Source organism: Paracoccus jeotgali (assembly GCF_002865605.1).
In the GTDB taxonomy this organism is placed as follows: Bacteria; Pseudomonadota; Alphaproteobacteria; order Rhodobacterales; family Rhodobacteraceae; genus Paracoccus; species Paracoccus jeotgali.
In genome coordinates, this window is record NZ_CP025583.1 from 2,508,426 (window position 1) to 2,525,719 (window position 17,294).

At 67.6% G+C, this 17,294-nt stretch carries 19 protein-coding genes; 8 read left to right on the forward strand and 11 right to left on the reverse strand.

Annotated features, from left to right (window positions below; all coding sequences use genetic code 11):
* Positions 1–38: 38 nt before the first annotated feature.
* A complete protein-coding gene (gene metF / locus CYR75_RS12230; protein WP_101500287.1) occupies positions 39–896 on the forward strand; it encodes a methylenetetrahydrofolate reductase [NAD(P)H] in 858 nt (285 codons plus the stop codon).
* Positions 897–956: 60 nt separating this feature from the next.
* Here metF and CYR75_RS12235 read toward each other — a convergent pair whose 3' ends face one another.
* The 7 genes from CYR75_RS12235 to CYR75_RS12265 all read right to left on the reverse strand — a co-directional run bounded on the left by CYR75_RS12235 (position 957) and on the right by CYR75_RS12265 (position 7,569).
* A complete protein-coding gene (locus CYR75_RS12235; protein WP_101500288.1) occupies positions 957–2,024 on the reverse strand; it encodes a DUF2235 domain-containing protein in 1,068 nt (355 codons plus the stop codon).
* 86 nt (positions 2,025–2,110) lie between these two features.
* Entirely contained in the window at positions 2,111–3,253 is a 1,143-nt protein-coding gene (locus CYR75_RS12240) for a type III PLP-dependent enzyme (RefSeq protein WP_225972715.1), read from the reverse strand.
* A 118-nt stretch (positions 3,254–3,371) separates the two neighbouring features.
* The gene (locus CYR75_RS12245) at positions 3,372–3,950 is read right to left on the reverse strand and encodes a hypothetical protein (protein ID WP_101500290.1); all 579 of its coding nucleotides are present in this window, start codon (positions 3,948–3,950) and stop codon (positions 3,372–3,374) included.
* Between the two features lie 145 nt (positions 3,951–4,095).
* Entirely contained in the window at positions 4,096–4,953 is an 858-nt protein-coding gene (locus CYR75_RS12250; protein WP_101500291.1) for a metal ABC transporter permease, read from the reverse strand.
* Positions 4,950–5,807: a metal ABC transporter permease gene (locus CYR75_RS12255; protein WP_101500292.1), complete on the reverse strand. Its 858-nt coding sequence runs from the start codon at positions 5,805–5,807 to the stop codon at positions 4,950–4,952. Before CYR75_RS12255 ends, CYR75_RS12250 begins: the two co-directional genes overlap by 4 nt.
* Complete coding sequence (locus CYR75_RS12260; RefSeq protein ID WP_101500293.1) at positions 5,804–6,679, reverse strand: manganese/iron ABC transporter ATP-binding protein; 876 nt, start codon at positions 6,677–6,679, stop codon at positions 5,804–5,806. The genes CYR75_RS12255 and CYR75_RS12260 overlap by 4 nt, the downstream gene beginning before the upstream one ends.
* Positions 6,679–7,569 carry a metal ABC transporter substrate-binding protein gene (locus CYR75_RS12265; RefSeq protein ID WP_225972930.1) on the reverse strand — a complete coding sequence of 297 codons (891 nt, stop codon included), beginning with the start codon at positions 7,567–7,569 and terminating at the stop codon, positions 6,679–6,681. The genes CYR75_RS12260 and CYR75_RS12265 overlap by 1 nt, the downstream gene beginning before the upstream one ends.
* A 173-nt stretch (positions 7,570–7,742) precedes the next feature.
* Between CYR75_RS12265 and CYR75_RS12270 the strand changes: the two genes are divergently transcribed.
* Together CYR75_RS12270 and CYR75_RS12275 are read left to right on the forward strand one after the other, a co-directional pair.
* Positions 7,743–8,174 carry a Fur family transcriptional regulator gene (locus tag CYR75_RS12270; RefSeq protein WP_101500295.1) on the forward strand — a complete coding sequence of 144 codons (432 nt, stop codon included), beginning with the start codon at positions 7,743–7,745 and terminating at the stop codon, positions 8,172–8,174.
* Between the two features lie 99 nt (positions 8,175–8,273).
* Entirely contained in the window at positions 8,274–9,296 is a 1,023-nt protein-coding gene (locus CYR75_RS12275) for an aspartate-semialdehyde dehydrogenase (protein WP_101500296.1), read from the forward strand.
* 27 nt (positions 9,297–9,323) lie between these two features.
* On the opposite strand, the gene CYR75_RS12280 is transcribed toward CYR75_RS12275, so the two are convergent.
* The 3 genes from CYR75_RS12280 to ribA all read right to left on the reverse strand — a co-directional run bounded on the left by CYR75_RS12280 (position 9,324) and on the right by ribA (position 12,054).
* Positions 9,324–10,382, reverse strand: coding sequence for a DNA topoisomerase IB (locus tag CYR75_RS12280; protein WP_101500297.1), 1,059 nt, complete (start codon positions 10,380–10,382; stop codon positions 9,324–9,326).
* A gap of 62 nt (positions 10,383–10,444) precedes the next feature.
* Positions 10,445–10,999 carry a L,D-transpeptidase family protein gene (locus CYR75_RS12285; RefSeq protein WP_225972716.1) on the reverse strand — a complete coding sequence of 185 codons (555 nt, stop codon included), beginning with the start codon at positions 10,997–10,999 and terminating at the stop codon, positions 10,445–10,447.
* On the reverse strand, positions 10,996–12,054 hold the full coding sequence (gene ribA, locus CYR75_RS12290; RefSeq protein WP_101500298.1) for a GTP cyclohydrolase II: 1,059 nt from the start codon (positions 12,052–12,054) through the stop codon (positions 10,996–10,998). Before ribA ends, CYR75_RS12285 begins: the two co-directional genes overlap by 4 nt.
* 127 nt (positions 12,055–12,181) lie before the next feature.
* Here ribA and CYR75_RS12295 point away from each other — a divergent pair, with 127 nt between their 5' ends.
* Positions 12,182–12,868, forward strand: coding sequence for a response regulator transcription factor (locus tag CYR75_RS12295; RefSeq protein ID WP_101500299.1), 687 nt, complete (start codon positions 12,182–12,184; stop codon positions 12,866–12,868).
* A gap of 313 nt (positions 12,869–13,181) precedes the next feature.
* Here the strand turns inward: CYR75_RS12295 and CYR75_RS12300 are convergent, their stop codons facing one another.
* On the reverse strand, positions 13,182–14,492 hold the full coding sequence (locus CYR75_RS12300) for an MFS transporter (protein ID WP_101500300.1): 1,311 nt from the start codon (positions 14,490–14,492) through the stop codon (positions 13,182–13,184).
* A 129-nt stretch (positions 14,493–14,621) separates the two neighbouring features.
* Here CYR75_RS12300 and CYR75_RS12305 point away from each other — a divergent pair, with 129 nt between their 5' ends.
* From CYR75_RS12305 to CYR75_RS12320, 4 genes are all read left to right on the forward strand, one after another.
* Entirely contained in the window at positions 14,622–15,407 is a 786-nt protein-coding gene (locus CYR75_RS12305; protein ID WP_101500301.1) for an exodeoxyribonuclease III, read from the forward strand.
* Between the two features lie 63 nt (positions 15,408–15,470).
* Entirely contained in the window at positions 15,471–16,379 is a 909-nt protein-coding gene (trxA, locus tag CYR75_RS12310; RefSeq protein WP_101500302.1) for a thioredoxin, read from the forward strand.
* Positions 16,376–17,014, forward strand: coding sequence for an LON peptidase substrate-binding domain-containing protein (locus CYR75_RS12315; protein WP_101500303.1), 639 nt, complete (start codon positions 16,376–16,378; stop codon positions 17,012–17,014). The genes trxA and CYR75_RS12315 overlap by 4 nt, the downstream gene beginning before the upstream one ends.
* The gene (locus CYR75_RS12320; RefSeq protein ID WP_101500304.1) at positions 17,011–17,253 is read left to right on the forward strand and encodes a Trm112 family protein; all 243 of its coding nucleotides are present in this window, start codon (positions 17,011–17,013) and stop codon (positions 17,251–17,253) included. The genes CYR75_RS12315 and CYR75_RS12320 overlap by 4 nt, the downstream gene beginning before the upstream one ends.
* The last annotated feature ends 41 nt before the right edge of the window (positions 17,254–17,294 follow it).

Genomic DNA, 17,294 nt, shown 5'->3' on the forward strand with positions numbered 1-17,294 from the left:
GCCGCGTGGCACAAGAGAGAGGAATGAAAGGACGTGCCATGACCTCGCCCGCGATCAGTTTCGAGTTCTTCCCCCCGCGCAATCTGGACGCGTCGTTCCGGCTGTGGGACACCGCCCGCGCGCTGGCGCCGCTGCAGCCGGGCTTCGTCTCGGTCACCTATGGCGCCGGCGGCACGACCCGCAAGCTGACGCATGAGGCGGTGACGGCGCTGTCCAACCATTACGGGCTGAACGTGGCGGCGCATCTGACCTGCGTCGATGCCAGCCGCGAAGAGACCATGCAGATCGTCGACGACTACGCCGCCGCCGGCGTGCGCGAGATCGTGGCGCTGCGCGGCGACGCGCCCAAGGGACAGGCGGCATGGGCCGCGCATCCGCAGGGCTTCGCCTCGTCGGTCGAGCTGATCGAGGCGATTGCCGAACGCGGCGACATGACCATCCGCGTCGGCGCCTATCCCGAGCCGCACCCCGATTCGGGCGGGTCGAGCGCGGCGGATGTCGAGTTCCTCAAGCGCAAGATCGACGCGGGCGCGACCTCGGCCATCACCCAGTTCTTCTTCGACGCCGACACCTTCTTCCGCTTTCGCGATGCCTGCGCAGCGGCGGGTATCGACGCACCGATCCTGCCCGGCATCCTGCCCATTCAAGGCTGGGCCGGGGCGCGGAAATTCGCCGCAAGCTGCGGCACCTCGGTCCCCGACTGGGCCATCGCCGCCTTCGACGCGGCCGGAAAAGAGGGCGAGGCCGCGCTGGCCCGCGATCTGTGCACCACGCTTTGCGGCAAGCTGCTGCAAGGCGGCGTGGACGGGCTGCATTTCTATACGCTGAACAAGCCCGACCTGACGCTGGCGGTCTGCGCCGATCTGGGACTGGCCAAGCCGGTGATGGCGGCCTGAACGGGCGCTAAGGCTGACGGCCCGCGACGAACGATCTGATTGCCGCGGCGGCTCCCGCCCCTACCGCAGCAACCGCCCCGCCCGGCGGATCTGGCGGTCGCGGCGGCGGGCTTGCAGGCGGGTGCCGTGTTTGGTGACCGGTGGTTTCAGCGCGCCGGTCAGGATCGCGGTGCCGTCATAGGGGCGCGGGACGCTGTCATGCAGCCGCTCGCTGGGGTCGATCCCGGCCACCCGGGGCGAGCGGGCCAGAAACGCCTTGCCCCAGCCCCGCCAGTTCCCGACCGAGGGCGCGTTCACGTCGCAATCCAGCCCCACGCGCCAGCTCTCGGGCAGCGGCAGACCGGCGTTTTCCGCCTGTTCCAGCATCCACACCAGCGGGATGTTCGCGAGCGGCCGCGCGGCGGCAAAGCCGCTCAACTGCCCGCCGATATCGGCGTGACAGCCCCGGAACCATGTCTGCGTGATCGAGCCGGGCGGCCGTTCGGTGCTGTCCCACAGGATCGGCTGGAACGCGGCCCGCGTCTCGTCCAGCGCCAGCGCCTGCGCGCCCAGCACGACATTCTGACCCAGATGCTGATCGTGAAAGCGAAAGCGCGGCTCGGTCATCATCCACAGCACCGGCAGCCGCACGCCAAGCGCCATGACGGTATCGAAGACGCCGACCATGTCGATTTCGACCTCGCGGTGGCACAGCCGCGCGCACAGCGCCTCGCGCTGCTCGGGCGGGCCCTGATCGCGATACAGCCGCCAGACCGAGCGGATGTTACGCTCGGTCGCGTCCTCGGCGCGCAGCAGGCCGATCTGGCCGATCATCGCCGCCAGCGAGCGCGCGACAAAGGCCCCGCGCGAATAGCCCAGCAGAAAGATCGGATCGCCCGGCCGCCAGTTCGAGGCCAGCCAGCCATAGGCATCGCGCATCCGCGCCCCGATGCCGTGGCCCATGGCGATGCCGGGCAGGCTGCCCCATGCCTCGAACTGCTGCCCGGCCGAGTATCTGACCCGCAGGCTTGCCCCGCGCAGGGGCCGCAGCAGCCGATAGATGCGCCCGACATTGGAATTCCGCCCCTCCATCAGCGAGGCGAAGGTGCCGTCGAGCAGCACGACATGGGTCACGGGCGGGCGGTTCATCCGGGCAGGTTAGCAACGATTCCTTGACGCCTCATGAAAGCCGCCGGGCCGCGGCCCGGCAAGGCCAATCGGCGCGGGGATGGGGGTCAGGCCGCGATTTCCAGGCTCATCGCCGTGGCCCTTGCCATCTCGCCAAAGCCGTTGAAGCGGGTGTTGGTGACCACCGAATAGGCACCGGCGCCGTGAAAAACGACGTAATCCCCCTCGGCAATGGCGTCGGGCAGGACCATATCGCCGGGCAGGCGGTCGACACTGTCGCAGGTCGGGCCGAAGATGACGCGGCCCATCTCGTCGCCGCCGCGCGGGGTGCCGTCGGGCCGCAGCACGTCGACGCGGTCGATATTGCCGATGACCGGCAGTTCGGCCAGCCCGCCATAGACGCCGTCATTCAGGAACACCGCCGTCCCGTCCCGCACCGCCTTGACGCGGGTGATCAGCGAAAACGCGTCCGCGCACAGCCCGCGCCCCGGCTCGCAGACCAGCGCCGGGGCGTCGTCGCCGAACACCTCGGCATTGGTGCGCCCGATCAGATCGAAGATAGCCTCGAGGTCCGGCAGCACGCCGTGGACACGATGCGAGGGGAAGCCGCCGCCCACATTCAGACGATGCGCGCGGGTGCCCGCCATGTCGCAGATGTCGCGGGCGGTGCGGATGTAATGCTCCCACGCGCCGGGGTCGGTGCATTGCGTGCCGGGATGGAAGGTCAGCGAGGGCGTAAAGCCGGCCTCGGCCACCCGCGACAGAAGTTCCGCCGCCAGATCCGGCGTAGCGCCGAATTTCGAGCCGAAGTCATAGATCGCACCGGTGACCGGCAGCTTGAAACGGGGCGAGATCTCGCACCCCTCGGGGGGCACCATCTCGATCAGCTTGGCCAGTTCGCTTTCGCTGTCGACCGACCACGCCTTGACGCCGGCCTTGACGGCGTGCGCGATCTCGGACCGGGCGCGGACGGGATTGTGGTAATGGCGCGCGGCACCGGGCGCGAGGCGGCCGATCAGGTCGATCTCGGCCGGCGAGGCGACGTCGAAGCCGCCGATGCCGGCGCCCAGCAGCGTCTGGATCACCGCCTCGTCGGGGTTGGCCTTGACGGCATAGGTCACCAGCCCCGGAAACCCGTCCAGAAAGCGTTTCGCGGTCTGTTCCAGCACCGAGGGCGCAAAGACCATGACCGGGTCGTCAGGCTGGGATTTGCGGATGATTTCGGCAGGGTCCTGCCAGACGGTCTGCATGATCTTTCCTGCCCTTTCCTGCATCGCGGCCCGGTCCGGAATACGACAGAAACCGCCTCAGTTCAAACACGAACGCCCCGGCCGTGGCCGGGGCGTGCCAGTTTCACATAGCGGACAATCAGTCGTTGCCGTAGATGTCTTCAGCCGCTTCTTCGCGGTTTTCCAGCGCTTCCTGGCTGAGCGCCGAGACCACGGCGACGCGGTCCTCAGTGACGATGATGGTCACTTCTTCGGGGTTCAGAACGACTTCCTTTTCGCCGATCCCAAGAAAGCCGCCGACTTCGGCAATGGTGCCGACGACATTGCCACGGTTGTCGATGACGAGGTCTTCGATCTCGCCGATCTTGTCCCAGTTGTCGTCGATGCGGTCATAGACCATGTTGTCGTCCCAGACGGCAGCGCCGGTCGTGTCGACGCTGTAGACATCGACGCCCTCCAGGGCCGAGGCACGCAGCAGGCCGGTGCGCATGGCCTCTTCCGGTTCGGTCGCAGCCGCATCGGCCGAGGGGATGTCGGTCGTGCCGCCAGCGCCCATCGGGGTTGCCGCAGCATCGGCGGGCGCGGTGGTGGTCGCGGGCGCCGTCACCACAGGCGCGGTGGCATCTGCCGGGGCGGCAGGATCGGCGGTGGTGGTCTGCGCGACGGCAGCGCCGCCGAGGGTCATGATCATGGCGGTGGTCAGGCAAAGATTTTTCATGTGTGGTCCTTTCCAGCTATCTGCCCTGTCAACACATGGCGGCGCGATATGGTTTCATGGTTTTGCAGAGAGCGGCCGGGAAAGGGCATGGGCGCGAGCCGCCGAAACCGCAGCGGCCCGCCTTGGGGGCCGCTGCGCAAGGCGGTCACTTGGGGCTGACGCCGGCCGGATCCAGCGTGGTTTCGCGGCGGCGGTTCAGGGTGATCCGGCGCAGGAAGGCCAGGATGAACACCGCCGTCAGCAGCAGGATGATGGTCGCCGCCGGGCTGCTGTCCAGATAAAAGCTGGCATAGGCCCCGCCCAGCATCCCGAACAGGTTCACCGCCACGGCGACGGCCAGCATCTGCCCGAAGCGGTGGACCAGCAGGAACGCGATCGCCCCCGGCGCGATCAGCAGACCCACGGCCAGGATCAGCCCGGTCGCCGACAGCGTGGCCACGATGGTCAGCGACAGGATGGTCAGCAGCCCGTAATGCAGCAGGCCCACCCGCAGCCCGATGGCGCGGGCCTGTTGCGGATCGAAGGCGTGCAGCATCAGGTCCTTCCACTTGAGCAGCAGCGCCGCCGTCACCCCGGCCGAGATCAGCCCCGCCGTCCGCAGGTCCGCAGGCTCGACCCCCAGCATGTTGCCGAACAGGATGTGGTCCAGATGCACATTCGTATCCAGCGCCACATAGGCCACGATCCCCAGCCCGAACATGCCCGAAAAGACGATCCCCATCACCGTGTCCTGCTTGATGCGGCTGTTATCGGCCAGAAAGCCGGTCGCCGTCGCGGTCAGCATCCCGGCGGCGAAGGCGCCCAGGATCAGCGGCAGGCCCAGCACATAGGCCAGCACGATCCCCGGCAGCACCGCATGGCTGATCGCATCGCCCATCAGCGCCCAGCCCTTCAGCACCAGAAAGCAGGACAGCAGCGCGGTCGGCGGCGCGACCAGCAGGCAGATCAGAAAGGCGTTCTGCATGAAGGGAAAGCCGAAGGGCTGCAGCAGCGTCTCGATCATGGCGTCACCCTCAGCGCCTCGCGGGCGCGGCGGCGGGCGGCCAGCAGCCCGTGTTTCGGCGCCACGATAAACACGACCAGAAACAGCGCGGTCTGCAGCAGCACGATCACCCCGCCGGTCGCGCCGTTCAGGAAATAGCTGGCATAGGCGCCCAGAAAGCTGGTGGCGGCGCCGATGGCCACGGCCAGCGCGATCATGCGGCCAAAGCGGTCGCACAGCAGATAGGCCGTCGCCCCCGGCGTCACCACCAGCGCGATGACCAGAAACGCACCCACCGTCTGCATCGCGGCCACGACACAGGCCGACAGCAGGGCAAAGAACAGCCCCTTCAGAAACCCGACCCGCAGGCCGATGGACCGGGCATGGCTTTCGTCGAAGAATACCACCACCAGATCGCGCCATTTCATCAGCAGGATCGCAATCGAGGTCAGCCCGATCACCGCAAGCTGGATCGTGTCACTGGCCGAGATGGTCAGGATATTGCCCATGGTGATGGTCTGCAGGCTGACCGAGATCGGGTTGATCGAGACCATGAACAGCCCCAGCCCGAAGAACGCGGTAAAGATCAGCCCGATCACCACATCGACCTTGAGGCCGGATCGCTCGGACAGAAACAGCATCGTCGCCGCCGCCAGCCCCCCCGACAGGAACGCCCCCGCCGCCAGCGGCAGGCCCAGCAGATAGGCCCCGGCCACGCCCGGCACGACGGAATGGGACAGCGCGTCGCCGATCAGCGACCAGCCTTTCAGCATCAGAAAGCAGGACAGAAAGGCGCAGACCGCGCCCACCAGCGCCGAGACCAGCATCGCGCTGGTCATGTAGCCATAGGAAAACGGTTCCAGCAGCGTGGTCATGACACGTCCTCGCGCCGCTGGACGCGCTCGCCGTAATGGACCAGCGGGCGCTCGTCGTCGGAAAAGATGGTGACGGTGCGGTGGTCCTCATCGTCATGCAGCGCGTCGCCGCCCAGCGTGAAGTGACGCAGCACGCCGCCGAACGCCTTTTCCAGATTCTCGCGGGTGAAGGTGGTCTCGGTCGGGCCGTAGGCCAGCACCGTGCCCTTGACCAGCACCACGCGGTCGCAGAATTCGGGCACCGACCCGAGGTTGTGGGTCGAGACCAGCATCACCCGCCCCTCGGCCCGCAGCTCGCCCAGCAGGCGGATGATCTGTTCCTCGGTCTTGACGTCGACGCCGGTAAAGGGCTCGTCCAGCAGGATCACCTGCCCGTCCTGCGCCAGCGCGCGGGCCAGAAAGACCCGCTTTTTCTGGCCGCCCGACAACTCGCCGATCTGGCGGTGACGATAGTCCTGCATGTTGACGCGGACCAGCGCGGCCTCGACCGCCTCGCGATCCGGCCGCGAGGGGATGCGCAGGAAGCCCATCTTGCCATAGCGGCCCATCATCACGACGTCCTCGACCAGCACCGGAAAGGACCAGTCAACATCCTCTGATTGCGGGACATAGGCGACAAGGTTCTGGCGCAGCGCGTCGGCGACCGGCATCCCCAGCAGGCGGATCTCGCCGCCCGCAGCGGGCAGAAAGCCCATGATCGCCTTGAACAGCGTCGATTTGCCGGCGCCGTTCACCCCCACCAGCGCCGTCACCGTGCCGCGCGGAATGGCAAAGCTGGCATGGCGCAGCGCGGTCAGCCCGTTGCGATAGGTCACGGTCAGGTCGCGGGCCATGATCCCGCCCGCATCCGTCAACTGTTCGGCATCACGCATCACTTGGTTTCCTGACTGGCACCCGAAAGCCCCTCGGCAATGGTCTGCGACGTGACCCGCAGCAGATCCAGATAGGTCGGCACCGGACCGTCCGCGGCGGACAGGCTGTCCACATACAGAACGCCGCCATAGGAGGCGCCGGTTTCCCGCGCGATCTGCTGGGCCGGGGCCTGATTGACCGTGCTTTCGCAGAACACCGCGGGAATGTCGTTTTCGCGGACGGTGTCGATGACATGGCGGATCTGCTGCGGCGTGCCCATCTGGTCGGCGTTGATCGGCCACAGATACAGTTCCTTCATGCCGAAGTCGCGGGCCAGATAGGAAAACGCCCCCTCGCAACTGACCAGCCAGCGGCGATCCTCGGCGATGGCCTCGATCCGGGCGCGCAGCGGGTCGATCTGGTCGCGGATGCGCTGTTTATAGTCCTGCGCATTGGCCCGATAGGTCTCGGCATGGGCGGGGTCGTGTTCCGACAGGGCGGCTGCGATGTTGTCGACATAGATCATGGCGCTTTCCAGCCCCATCCAGGCATGCGGGTTCGGCTGCCCCTCATATCCGCCGGCGGCGACGGGGATCGGCTCGATCCCGTCCGACAGCGTGACCGAGGGCACATCGCGCAGATTGCGCAGGAATTGCTCGAACCACAATTCCAGATTCATCCCGTTCCACAGGATCAAATCAGCGTCCTGCGCGCCCAGAATATCGCGCGGCGTGGGTTCATAGCCGTGGATCTCGGCGCCCGGCTTGGTCACCGACACCACATCGGCGGCATCGCCCGCCACCTCGCGCGCCATGTCGGCCAGAACGGTGAAGGTGGTGACGACCTTCAGCCGCCCATTCTCGGCCGCCTGCGCGGCGCCGGTCAGCAGCAGACCCAGTGCCACCGCCATCGCCCCGCGCGCCGCCATGTTCCGTTTCGACATTATGCCCTCCGCTTTTGCCTGTCGGCTTCTGTAAATGCAATTCATTCGCAACAGTCAAGCGCAAATGAGAAGCAGTCGCAGTTCCTTGCCAAGCCGGGGCCAAGGGGCTAGATCTGAGGCTAGCAAGGGAACCGCCGCCGATGACCGTAGAGACGACCGATTTCGCCAAGGCCCTGCGCGAGGCCGGGCTGCGCGTGACGCAGCAGCGCATGGTCGTGCTGTCGGTGCTGACCGGCACCTCGGACCATCCCAACGCCGATGAATTGCTCACCCGTGCGCGGGCGGTGGATGAAACCGTGTCGCTGGCGACGGTCTATCGCACGCTGTCGGCGCTTGAGGATGCCGGGCTGATCCGCAAGCTGTCGCTGGAAAACGAGCCCTCGCGCTATGAGATCGCGCCGGCGCTGGATCACGACCACCTGGTCGATATCGACACCGGCGAGGTGATCGAGCTGCCCAGCGAGGATGTCCACCGCCTGCGGGTCGAGCTTGCCGCCCGGCTGGGATACGAGGTCATCAGCCAGCACACGCTGATCCGCGCCCGCAAGATCACGACCCCGCCGCAGGGATAGGCCACGCCGCCGCCCCGCCCGTTTCCGCCCGCTTTCGCGCTTCGGCCTTTCGCGGCGGCCGCACCGCGCCTATATCCGGCGCAATTATAGGAGTTTCCGATGGGCTATAGAATCGCCGTTGCCGGCGCCACGACCGATATCGGCCGCGAGATCCTGAACATCCTGGCCGAGCGCGGTTTTCCTGCCGACGAGGTGACCGCGCTTGCGCCGCGCAAATCGCTGGGGACCGAGGTCAGCCTTGGCGACGAGACGCTGAAGACCCGCGATATCGAGGGGTTCGATTTCACCGGGCAGGATATCGCCCTGTTCGCGATGGATGCCGACAACGCGCATAAATACGCCCCCATCGCGACCCGGCAGGGCTGCGTGGTGATCGACGCGTCCTCGGCCTATCGCATGGACCACGCCGTGCCGCTGATCGTCCCCGAGGCCAATTCCGATGCCATCGCCGGCTATCGCGAGCGGATGATCCTGGCCAGCCCGGCGCCGATGACGGCCCAGCTTGCCGTGGCGCTGAAGCCGCTGCATGACCGCGCCCGCATCCGCCGGGTGGTCGTGGCGACCTATCAATCGACCATGACCGCCGGCAAGGCGGGGATGGATGAATTGTGGAACCAGACCAAGGGCATGTATGTGCCGGGACAAGAGGTCGAGCCGTCGGTCTTTCCCCGCCAGCTGGCCTTCAACGTCATCCCGCAGATCGGCGCCTTCATGGAAGACGGCGCCACCGATGCCGAGTGGGAGCTGAAATCCGAGATCAAGAAGCTGCTCGGCAGTTCGGTCCGCGTGGCCGTCACGGCGGTCCGGGTGCCGGTCTTTGTCGGCGACGCCGCCGCCGTCACCATCGAGTTCGAGGATTTCGTCGATGAGGACGAGGCCCGCGACCTGCTGCGCGAATCGCCCGGCCTGATGCTGATCGACAAGCGCGAGGATGGCGGCTACGTCACCCCGGTCGAGGCGGTGGGCGATTTCGCCACCTTCGTCAGCCGCGTCCGTCAGGACAGCACGGTGGAAAACGGGCTGTCGCTGTGGGTCGCCTCGGACAGCCTGCGCAAGGGCTCGGCGCTGAACATGGTCCAGATCGCGGAACTGCTGGGCCGCGACCATCTGCGCAAGGGATAGGGCTAGGGCTAGGGCGCCGCGCCCGCGTCAGGCGGACAGGCGCTTTTTCAGAAACTTCAGCACCTGCACCTCATCGGGGTGCAGGTCGGTGCGGCGCAGGTCTTCGGCGATGTCGCCTTGCAATTCCAGCTTCAGATCATCGGCCAGATAAGCGTCGATGATCTGCGGATGGACGTAACATTTGCGGCAGATCGCCGGCGTGTTCCCCAGCCGCGACGCCACCCGCGCAATGGCGTCGCGGACATTGCGCTTGGCCACGGCCTCGCTGTCGGCGGAATCGTATTCCGACAGCGCCAGCGCGGCCAGTAGCGTGCCGGTCCAGGTGCGGAAATCCTTGGCGGTGACGTCCTTGCCGGAAATCTCGCGCAGATAGTCGTTCACATCGGTGGAACTGACCTGCCGCCGCTCGCCATCCTCGTCGAGATACTGGAACAGATGCTGCCCCGGAATGTCCTGCATCCGGCGCATGATCCGCGCCACGCGGCGATCGGCGATGCCCACATCCCACTCTTTCCCCGACTTGCCGCGAAAGCGGAAGCGCACCTGCGAACCCTCCAGCTTCAGATGCCGGCTGCGCAGCGTGGTCAGCCCGTGAGAGCGGTTCTCGCGCGCGTAATCGGCGTTGCCGACGCGGATCATCGTGTGTTCCAGCAGCCAGACGGCCGTGGCCAGCACCTTTTCCTGCGTCATCTTGCGGCGCGACATGTCCTCATCCACGCGGCTGCGGATCGTCGGCAGGGCAGCGGCAAAGTCCAGCATGTGTTCGTATTTCGCGCTTTCGCGCAGCTCGCGGAAGTCGGGGTGATAGCGGTACTGCTTGCGCCCGCGCGCGTCGCGGCCGGTGGCCTGGATATGGCCGCGCGGGTCGGGGCAGATCCAGACATCGGTATAGGCGGGCGGGATCGCCAGCGCCTCGATCCGGCGGCGCAGTTTCGGGTCGCGGATGGTCTTGCCCGCGGGGTCGCGATAGCTGAAGCCGGTCCCGGCGCGGTGCCGGGTGATGCCGGGCATGTCGTCGCTGACATGGATCAGACCTGCGGTCTCGGCGGCATCCTTGGGATCGATGATCGGGCTATCCTTGGGCATGTCGCTGATCCGGCAAAAGGGGTCCTATGCGCTCAACGCGGCCGGGTCGCTCGGGTTGCCGGTCAGACCTTGGTGACGACTGCCCCGCGTCTGGCATGGGAAAAGCGCGGGATGGCCGGGGGCACCAGCAGGCGGGTGCCGGGGGCGGCATGGGCGGCGAGATGCAGCAGATCGGCGCGGGCCACGGCGATGCAGCCCGCCGTGGCAAATCCGGGCCGCCGCCATTGATGCAGAAAGATGGCCGAGCCCCGCCCCGCAAGCGGTTTTGGCCAGTTCCAGTCGATCACCAGCAGCACGTCATACAGCGGATCGGGCCGGCGCAGCGCCTCGTGGCTGGCCCGCAGCGGCGCGCGGCGGTGCAGGTTATAGCCCGGATCGGCGGGATCGTCGCACCACAGATCGCCCGGCCCGATGGGCCGCGCCCAGGGCGCGGGCGCGGGCAGACGGTCGGGGCGATACCAGCACTGCGCGATCCGGTGCAGCCCGGCGGGTGTCGCGCCGTCGCCCTCGCGTTTCTGCGCCGTCACGCCGCCCCGGCCGACGGTGCAGGGCATCGTCCGGCCCCGGAACCGCAATCCCTGCGGGGTCAGCACCAGATCGCCGGCCGCCGGCGTCACAGCAGATGCCCGGATTTCGCCGCCTTGGTCGCCAGATAGGCGCTGTTGAAGCGGCCCGGCGGCAGGATCAGGGGCACGCGCTCGACCACCTCGATGCCGTGGCTGCGCAGCATGTCCATCTTGCGCGGGTTGTTGGTCATCAGCCGGACCCGGTCGAAGCCCATCTGGCGCAGGATGCCGGCGCCGATGCGGAAATCGCGCTCGTCATCCTCGAACCCCAGCCGGTGGTTGGCATCGACCGTGTCGAAGCCCTGATTCTGCAACGCATAGGCGCGCATCTTGTTGGCCAGCCCGATGCCGCGCCCTTCCTGGTTCAGATACAGCAGCACGCCCGACTTTGCCGCCCCCATCGCCGCCAGCGCGGCATGAAGCTGCGGGCCGCAATCGCATTTCAGGCTGCCCAGCACGTCGCCGGTGAAGCAGGCCGAGTGCAGACGCACCAGCGGCGCGAGGTTGCGGTCGGGCGCGCCGATCTCGACGGCGTAATGCTCGGTCCCGCCATCCTCGGGGCGAAAGACGTGCAGCCGCGATTCCTCGGCCGCGAGCAGCGGCAGGCGGGCGGCGGCGGCGGGATGCAGCAGCGATTCCTGCGCCAGCGCGGCCAGACAGGCGGCGGGCGAAAGCTGCGCCAGACCGGCGGGGGCCTTGGCACGGACCATCACGACCGCCGGCAGAAGCTGCGCCGATTTGGCCAGCGCAATGGCGGCCAGATGGGCCTCGGTCTCGCCGCCGCGGTCGGTCCGGAAGGGGCCTTTCAGCGGCGTCATCAGATCGGCCGAAGGGTCGGCCACCGCCCGCAGCCAGCCCAGTTCGGCGTCGCGCGGCACGATAATCCGCGACAGCGTGCCGTCATAGACCGGGATCTTCAGCGTCTCGGCCCGGCGCGCGGTGATCGCCATGACGGCGTCGCCCAGTTCCAGCAGCGCGGCCAGCCGGTCGGGCCGCAGCGTCTCGACCGCGGCGGCCGTGTAATCGCCCATGCCCACCGCCAGACCCATCCGCAGGTCGGCGCGTGCCCGCGAAATCTGTTCGGTCAGGGTCGGTAGCAGGGTCATCTTGAAACAAACTGAAACATCTTGCGCCCCTGCGACAATCCCGCGTGAGCCGGGGGCAACATCGCTGGACGCGGCCCGCAGCGCAAGCCAGCTTATCACCAAATCTCACGAATAACGGAGGGTTGGCATGGCCGGTCTGAAAAAGATACTGCTGGTGGACGACGAGGACGACCTGCGCGAGGCCCTGGCCGAGCAGATGATCGCGACCGAGGATTTCGACGTCCACGAGGCCGCCACCGGCGCCGAAGCGGTCGAGAAATGCAAGGGCGCGCTGTTCGATCTGGTGGTGCTGGATGTGGGCCTGCCCGACACCGACGGGCGCGAGCTGTGCAAGCGGCTGCGCAAGCAGGGCGTCAAATGCCCCATCGTCATGCTGACCGGCCACGACACCGATGCCGACACGATCCTGGGCCTCGATTCCGGCGCCAACGACTATATCACCAAGCCGTTCAAGTTCCCGGTCCTGCTGGCCCGGCTGCGCGCGCAGCTGCGGACCCATGAACAGTCCGAGGACGCGGTCTTCCGCCTTGGCCCCTATACCTTCAAGCCGTCGATGAAGATGCTGATCGACGACAAGGACCGCAAGATCCGCCTGACCGAGAAGGAAACCAACATCCTGAAATACCTGTATCGGGCGCAGGATGCGGTGGTGGCGCGCGATGTGCTGCTGCACGAGGTCTGGGGCTATAACGCCGGCGTCACGACGCACACGCTGGAAACCCACATCTATCGCCTGCGCCAGAAGATCGAGCCCGACCCCTCGAACGCGCGCCTGCTGGTCACCGAAAGCGGCGGTTATCGGCTGGTCACCTGACGATGTGACATTGCGGGGAACCTTGCCCGGCGACCGGTGTTGTCCCCGCGAAGCCCAGGTGCCGGGGATGCGGCGCCACCTCTCTCTCTCGAAGGGCCCCGGCATCGCCGGGGTCTTTTGCGTTTCCGGGGTCGGCCACCCCCCAGATCGGCAGTTTCCCGCGCATCGCAATTTCGCCGAAATGGCCCCGGAACCGGGGGGCGGGATCGGGGTTATGCCCTCGAAGCCCAGTGACCGGGGACGCGGTCACACCCTCCCTGTCTCGACTGGCCCCGGCGCAAGCCGGGGCTTTCTTTTTCTGCGGGCCCCGCGGTCAGCCCAGGGCCTTGTCGCGGGTCTCGGTCCGGACCAGCAGCAGCGCCAGCGCCGCGATGGCCAGCAGCGCCGCGAAGACGCCGATGGCGAAACCAAAGCTGCGGGCAAAGGCAAATGTCAGCAGGGACGGCGCCAGCACCCCGCCCAGCCGCGCCACCGCCGAGGCCGTGCCCATGCCGGTGCCGCGCAGGTTGGTCGGGTAAAGCTCGGGCGTGAAGGCATACAGCGCGCCCCATGTCCCCAGCAGCGCAAAGCTCATCACGATCAGCGAGGCGGCGACCAGCGTCGGGTTCAGCGACAGCGTGAACAGGAAACACGCCAGCGCGGACAGCAGCAGAAAGCCCATCAGCGTGGGCCGGCGGCCCCACCGCTCGACCCCGTAAGCGGCCAGCGCATAGCCCGGCACCTGCGCCAGCGCGAGGATCACGAGGAAGCCATAGCCGCGCACCCAGCCCATGCCCTCGCTGGCCAGCCAACCGGGCACCCAGACAAAGACGCCGTAATAGGACAGCGAGACCAGGAACCACACCACCAGCACGCCGATGGTGGGCATCCGCAGGCTGCCGGCGAATATCGAGCGCGGCGCACCGGGCGGCGGCGGGGCCAGCCGCAGCGTCACCTCGGGCCCCAGCGGCGCGGCGCCGTTGCGGGCCAGCACCCGGTTCACCACCTGTCGCGCCTGATCTGGGCGCCCGGCCTTCAGCAGATACATGGGCGATTCCGGCACCCACAGGCGCAGGAAGATCCCGATCAGCGCCGGCAGCGCCGCGACCACAAAGATCCAGCGCCACGGCGCGGTGGCGCCCTGCGTGGCCGCGATCCATGCGGTCAGCGCCACGATGATGGTGCCCACGGCCCAGAACCCTTCCAGCAGCACCAGCCAGCGGCCCCGGTTCTTGGGCGGCAGGAACTCGGCCATCATCGCGTAATCCACGGGCAACGTGCCGCCGACCGCGACCCCGGTCAGGAACCGCAGCACCAGAAGCGAGCCGAAGCCCGGCGCAAAGGCCGAGGCGAGGCCAAAGATCGCATCCGCCGTCACCGTCGCCAGCAGCACGTTGCGCCGCCCCCAGCGATCCGCGACCCGGCCAAAGACGAAGGCGCCCAGGAACATGCCCAGAAAGAACAGTGTCCCGATCTGCAGCGCCGCCGCCCGTTCCAGCCCGAAACTGGCCGCGACCGAGGGCGCGGCAAAGCCCACCGCGATGACCTGCATGGCATCCGCCGCCCAGACCAGCCCAAAGATCCCCAGCAGCCGGATCTGGAACGGTCCCGCCCCACCCCGCGCCAGCGCGTCGTCGATTGTCATTCGCCCATCCCCCACCTTGTCTGGCCCGTGGTTTTAACGCCCGAAGCGCCCCCGGCAAGGGGTTTTGCCGCGATCTCGACAGTTGGGGAATGTATCGCTAGTCTGCGCGCCCTGACAGAAAGGCCGCCCATGTTCAGCATTGCCACCTGGAATATCAACTCGGTCCGGTTGCGCGCCGGGCTGGTCGAGCGTCTGCTGCGCGACGAGGCGCCGGATGTGCTGTGCCTGCAGGAGATCAAGTCTCCGGTCGACAAGGTGCCGCTGGAGGGCTTTGCCGCGGCGGGCTATCGCTACATGGTCGCGCGCGGGCAAAAGGGCTATAACGGCGTGGCGATCCTGTCGCGGCTGCCGCTGCAGGATGCGGGCGACCGCGACTATGCCGGGCTGGGCCACGCCCGCCAGGTCGCGGCGCGGCTGGAGAACGGCGTCACCATCCACAACTTCTACGTCCCCGCCGGCGGCGATATCGCCGACCGCGAGCAGAACGTGAAATTCGGGCAAAAGCTGGATTTCCTGACCGAGATGCGCGACGTCTTCCACGCCGAGCGGCCGCAGAAATCCATCCTCGTCGGCGATCTGAACATCGCCCCGCGCGAGGATGACGTGTGGTCGCACAAGCAACTGCTCAAGGTCGTCAGCCACACCCCGGTCGAGGTCGAGCATCTGGGCGCCGCGCAGGACGCCGGCGGCTGGGTGGACATCACCCGGCAGGACATTCCGCAGGGGCAGCTTTACTCCTGGTGGTCCTATCGCGCCCGCGACTGGGACGCGGCGGATCGCGGGCGGCGGCTGGATCACATCTGGGCCACGCCCGATATCAGCAATGCCGGCCATGGCAGCCGCATCCTGCGCCCGGTGCGCGGGTGGGACCAGCCCTCGGACCATGTCCCGGTCTTTGCCAGCTTCGATCTGTAACCGCCCCTTTCGCCTGTCGCCCGGACGCCCCATATTGGCGCAAACACAGATGCAGAGGTTCTCATGCTGATTGGACAAGCCAGCGACGCCCCGCAGACCGGCGCCTATATCAAGGACGTGACCGAGGCCGATTTCATGGCCGAAGTGATCGAGAAGTCGATGGAGGTGCCGGTCATCGTCGATTTCTGGGCGCCGTGGTGCGGCCCCTGCAAGACGCTCGGCCCCCTGCTGGAAGCCGAGGTGACGCGGGCCAAGGGCCGGGTCGTCATGGCCAAGGTCAATGTCGATGAAAACCAGATGATCGCCGGGCAGCTGCGCGTGCAGTCGATCCCGACCGTCTTCGCCTTTTACAAGGGCCAGCCGGTCGATGCGTTCCAGGGCGCGCTGCCGCAGGGCCAGATCAAGCAGTTCGTGGACAAGCTGACGGCGCTGTCCGGCGATGATGGCGGACTGGCCGAGGCGCTGGAAGCGGCGGAGGCGATGCTGGCCGAGGGCGCGCATGACGACGCGGCCGAGACCTTTCAGGCCATCGTCGGCGAGGAGCCCGAGAATGCCGAGGCCTGGGGCGGGCTGATCCGCGCACGGCTGGCGGGTGGCGACGCCGATGCCGCCGATCAGGCGCTGTCGCAGGTGCCCGCAGCCATCGCCAAATCCGCCCCGGTCGAGGCCGCTCGCGCGCAGATCCAGCTCGCCCGTCAGGCCGCCAGCGCCGGGCCGCTGGATGACCTGCGCGCCAAGGTCGAGGCCGACCCCGCCGACCAGCAGGCGCGGTTCGACTATGCCACCGCGCTGCACGCGGCCGGTCAGGTGGAAGAGGCCATCGACCAGCTGCTCGACGCGTTCCGCCGCGACCGCGAGTGGAATGACGGCGCGGCCAAGGCGCAGCTCATCACCATCTTCGATTCGCTCAAGCCAACCGACCCCATCGCCCAGAAGGGCCGCAGGCGGCTGTCCAGCCTGATCTTCTCATGAGGGCGCGGTCCTTCGACCTGCCCGAAACCCTGCCGCTGTTCGTGCTGCCGGGCGCGGTGCTGATGCCGCGCAGCCGCCTGCCGCTGAACATCTTCGAGCCGCGCTACCTGCAGATGGTCGAGGACGCGCTGCGCAGCCCGCACCGGATGATCGGCATGATCCAGCCGCTGGACGAAAGCGGCGAGACGCTGGCGCGGATCGGCTCGGCCGGGCGGATCGTGGCGTTTTCGGAACAGGATGACGGGCGCTACATGATCTCGCTGGGGCAGGTGTCGCGGTTCCGGCTCGAATCGGTGCAGGACGGTTTTGCGCCCTATCCGCAGGGCAGCGCCGACTGGTCGGATTTCGACAGCGATCTGGGCGGGCCGGAAAGCGATCCGGAGTGGAACGGGCCGCTGTTTCTGGACCTGCTGCAGCGCTACATGACCGCCTATGACCTGTCCACGAACTGGGAGGCCGCGCGCGAGGCCGAACCGGAACTGCTGGTCAACTCGCTGGCGATGATGCTGCCGCTGGATGTGCAGGACAAGCAGGCCCTGCTCGAGGCCGAGACCCTGGGCCAGCGCCGCGAATTGCTGCAGGGGCTGCTGGAATACGAGCTGCGCGGCGGCGAAAGTGACGAGGTGATGCAATGACCGACCGGCCCGAAACGCCGCAATTCGACCGCCACATGCTCGAGGCGCTGGTCTGCCCGGTGACCCATGCGACGCTGCATTACGACGCCGCGCGGCAGGAACTGGTGTCGCCCACCGCCGGCCTCGCCTTCCCGATCCGCGCCGGCATCCCGATCATGCTGATCGACGAGGCCCGGCAGATCAAGGCCACCGACCCCGAGCCGCCGACGCTGCCGACTGGTGAGTCGCAGGGCGAGTGACGCTGCCGCCGGGCGTTTGCGCCCGGCAATGCTCTGACGGT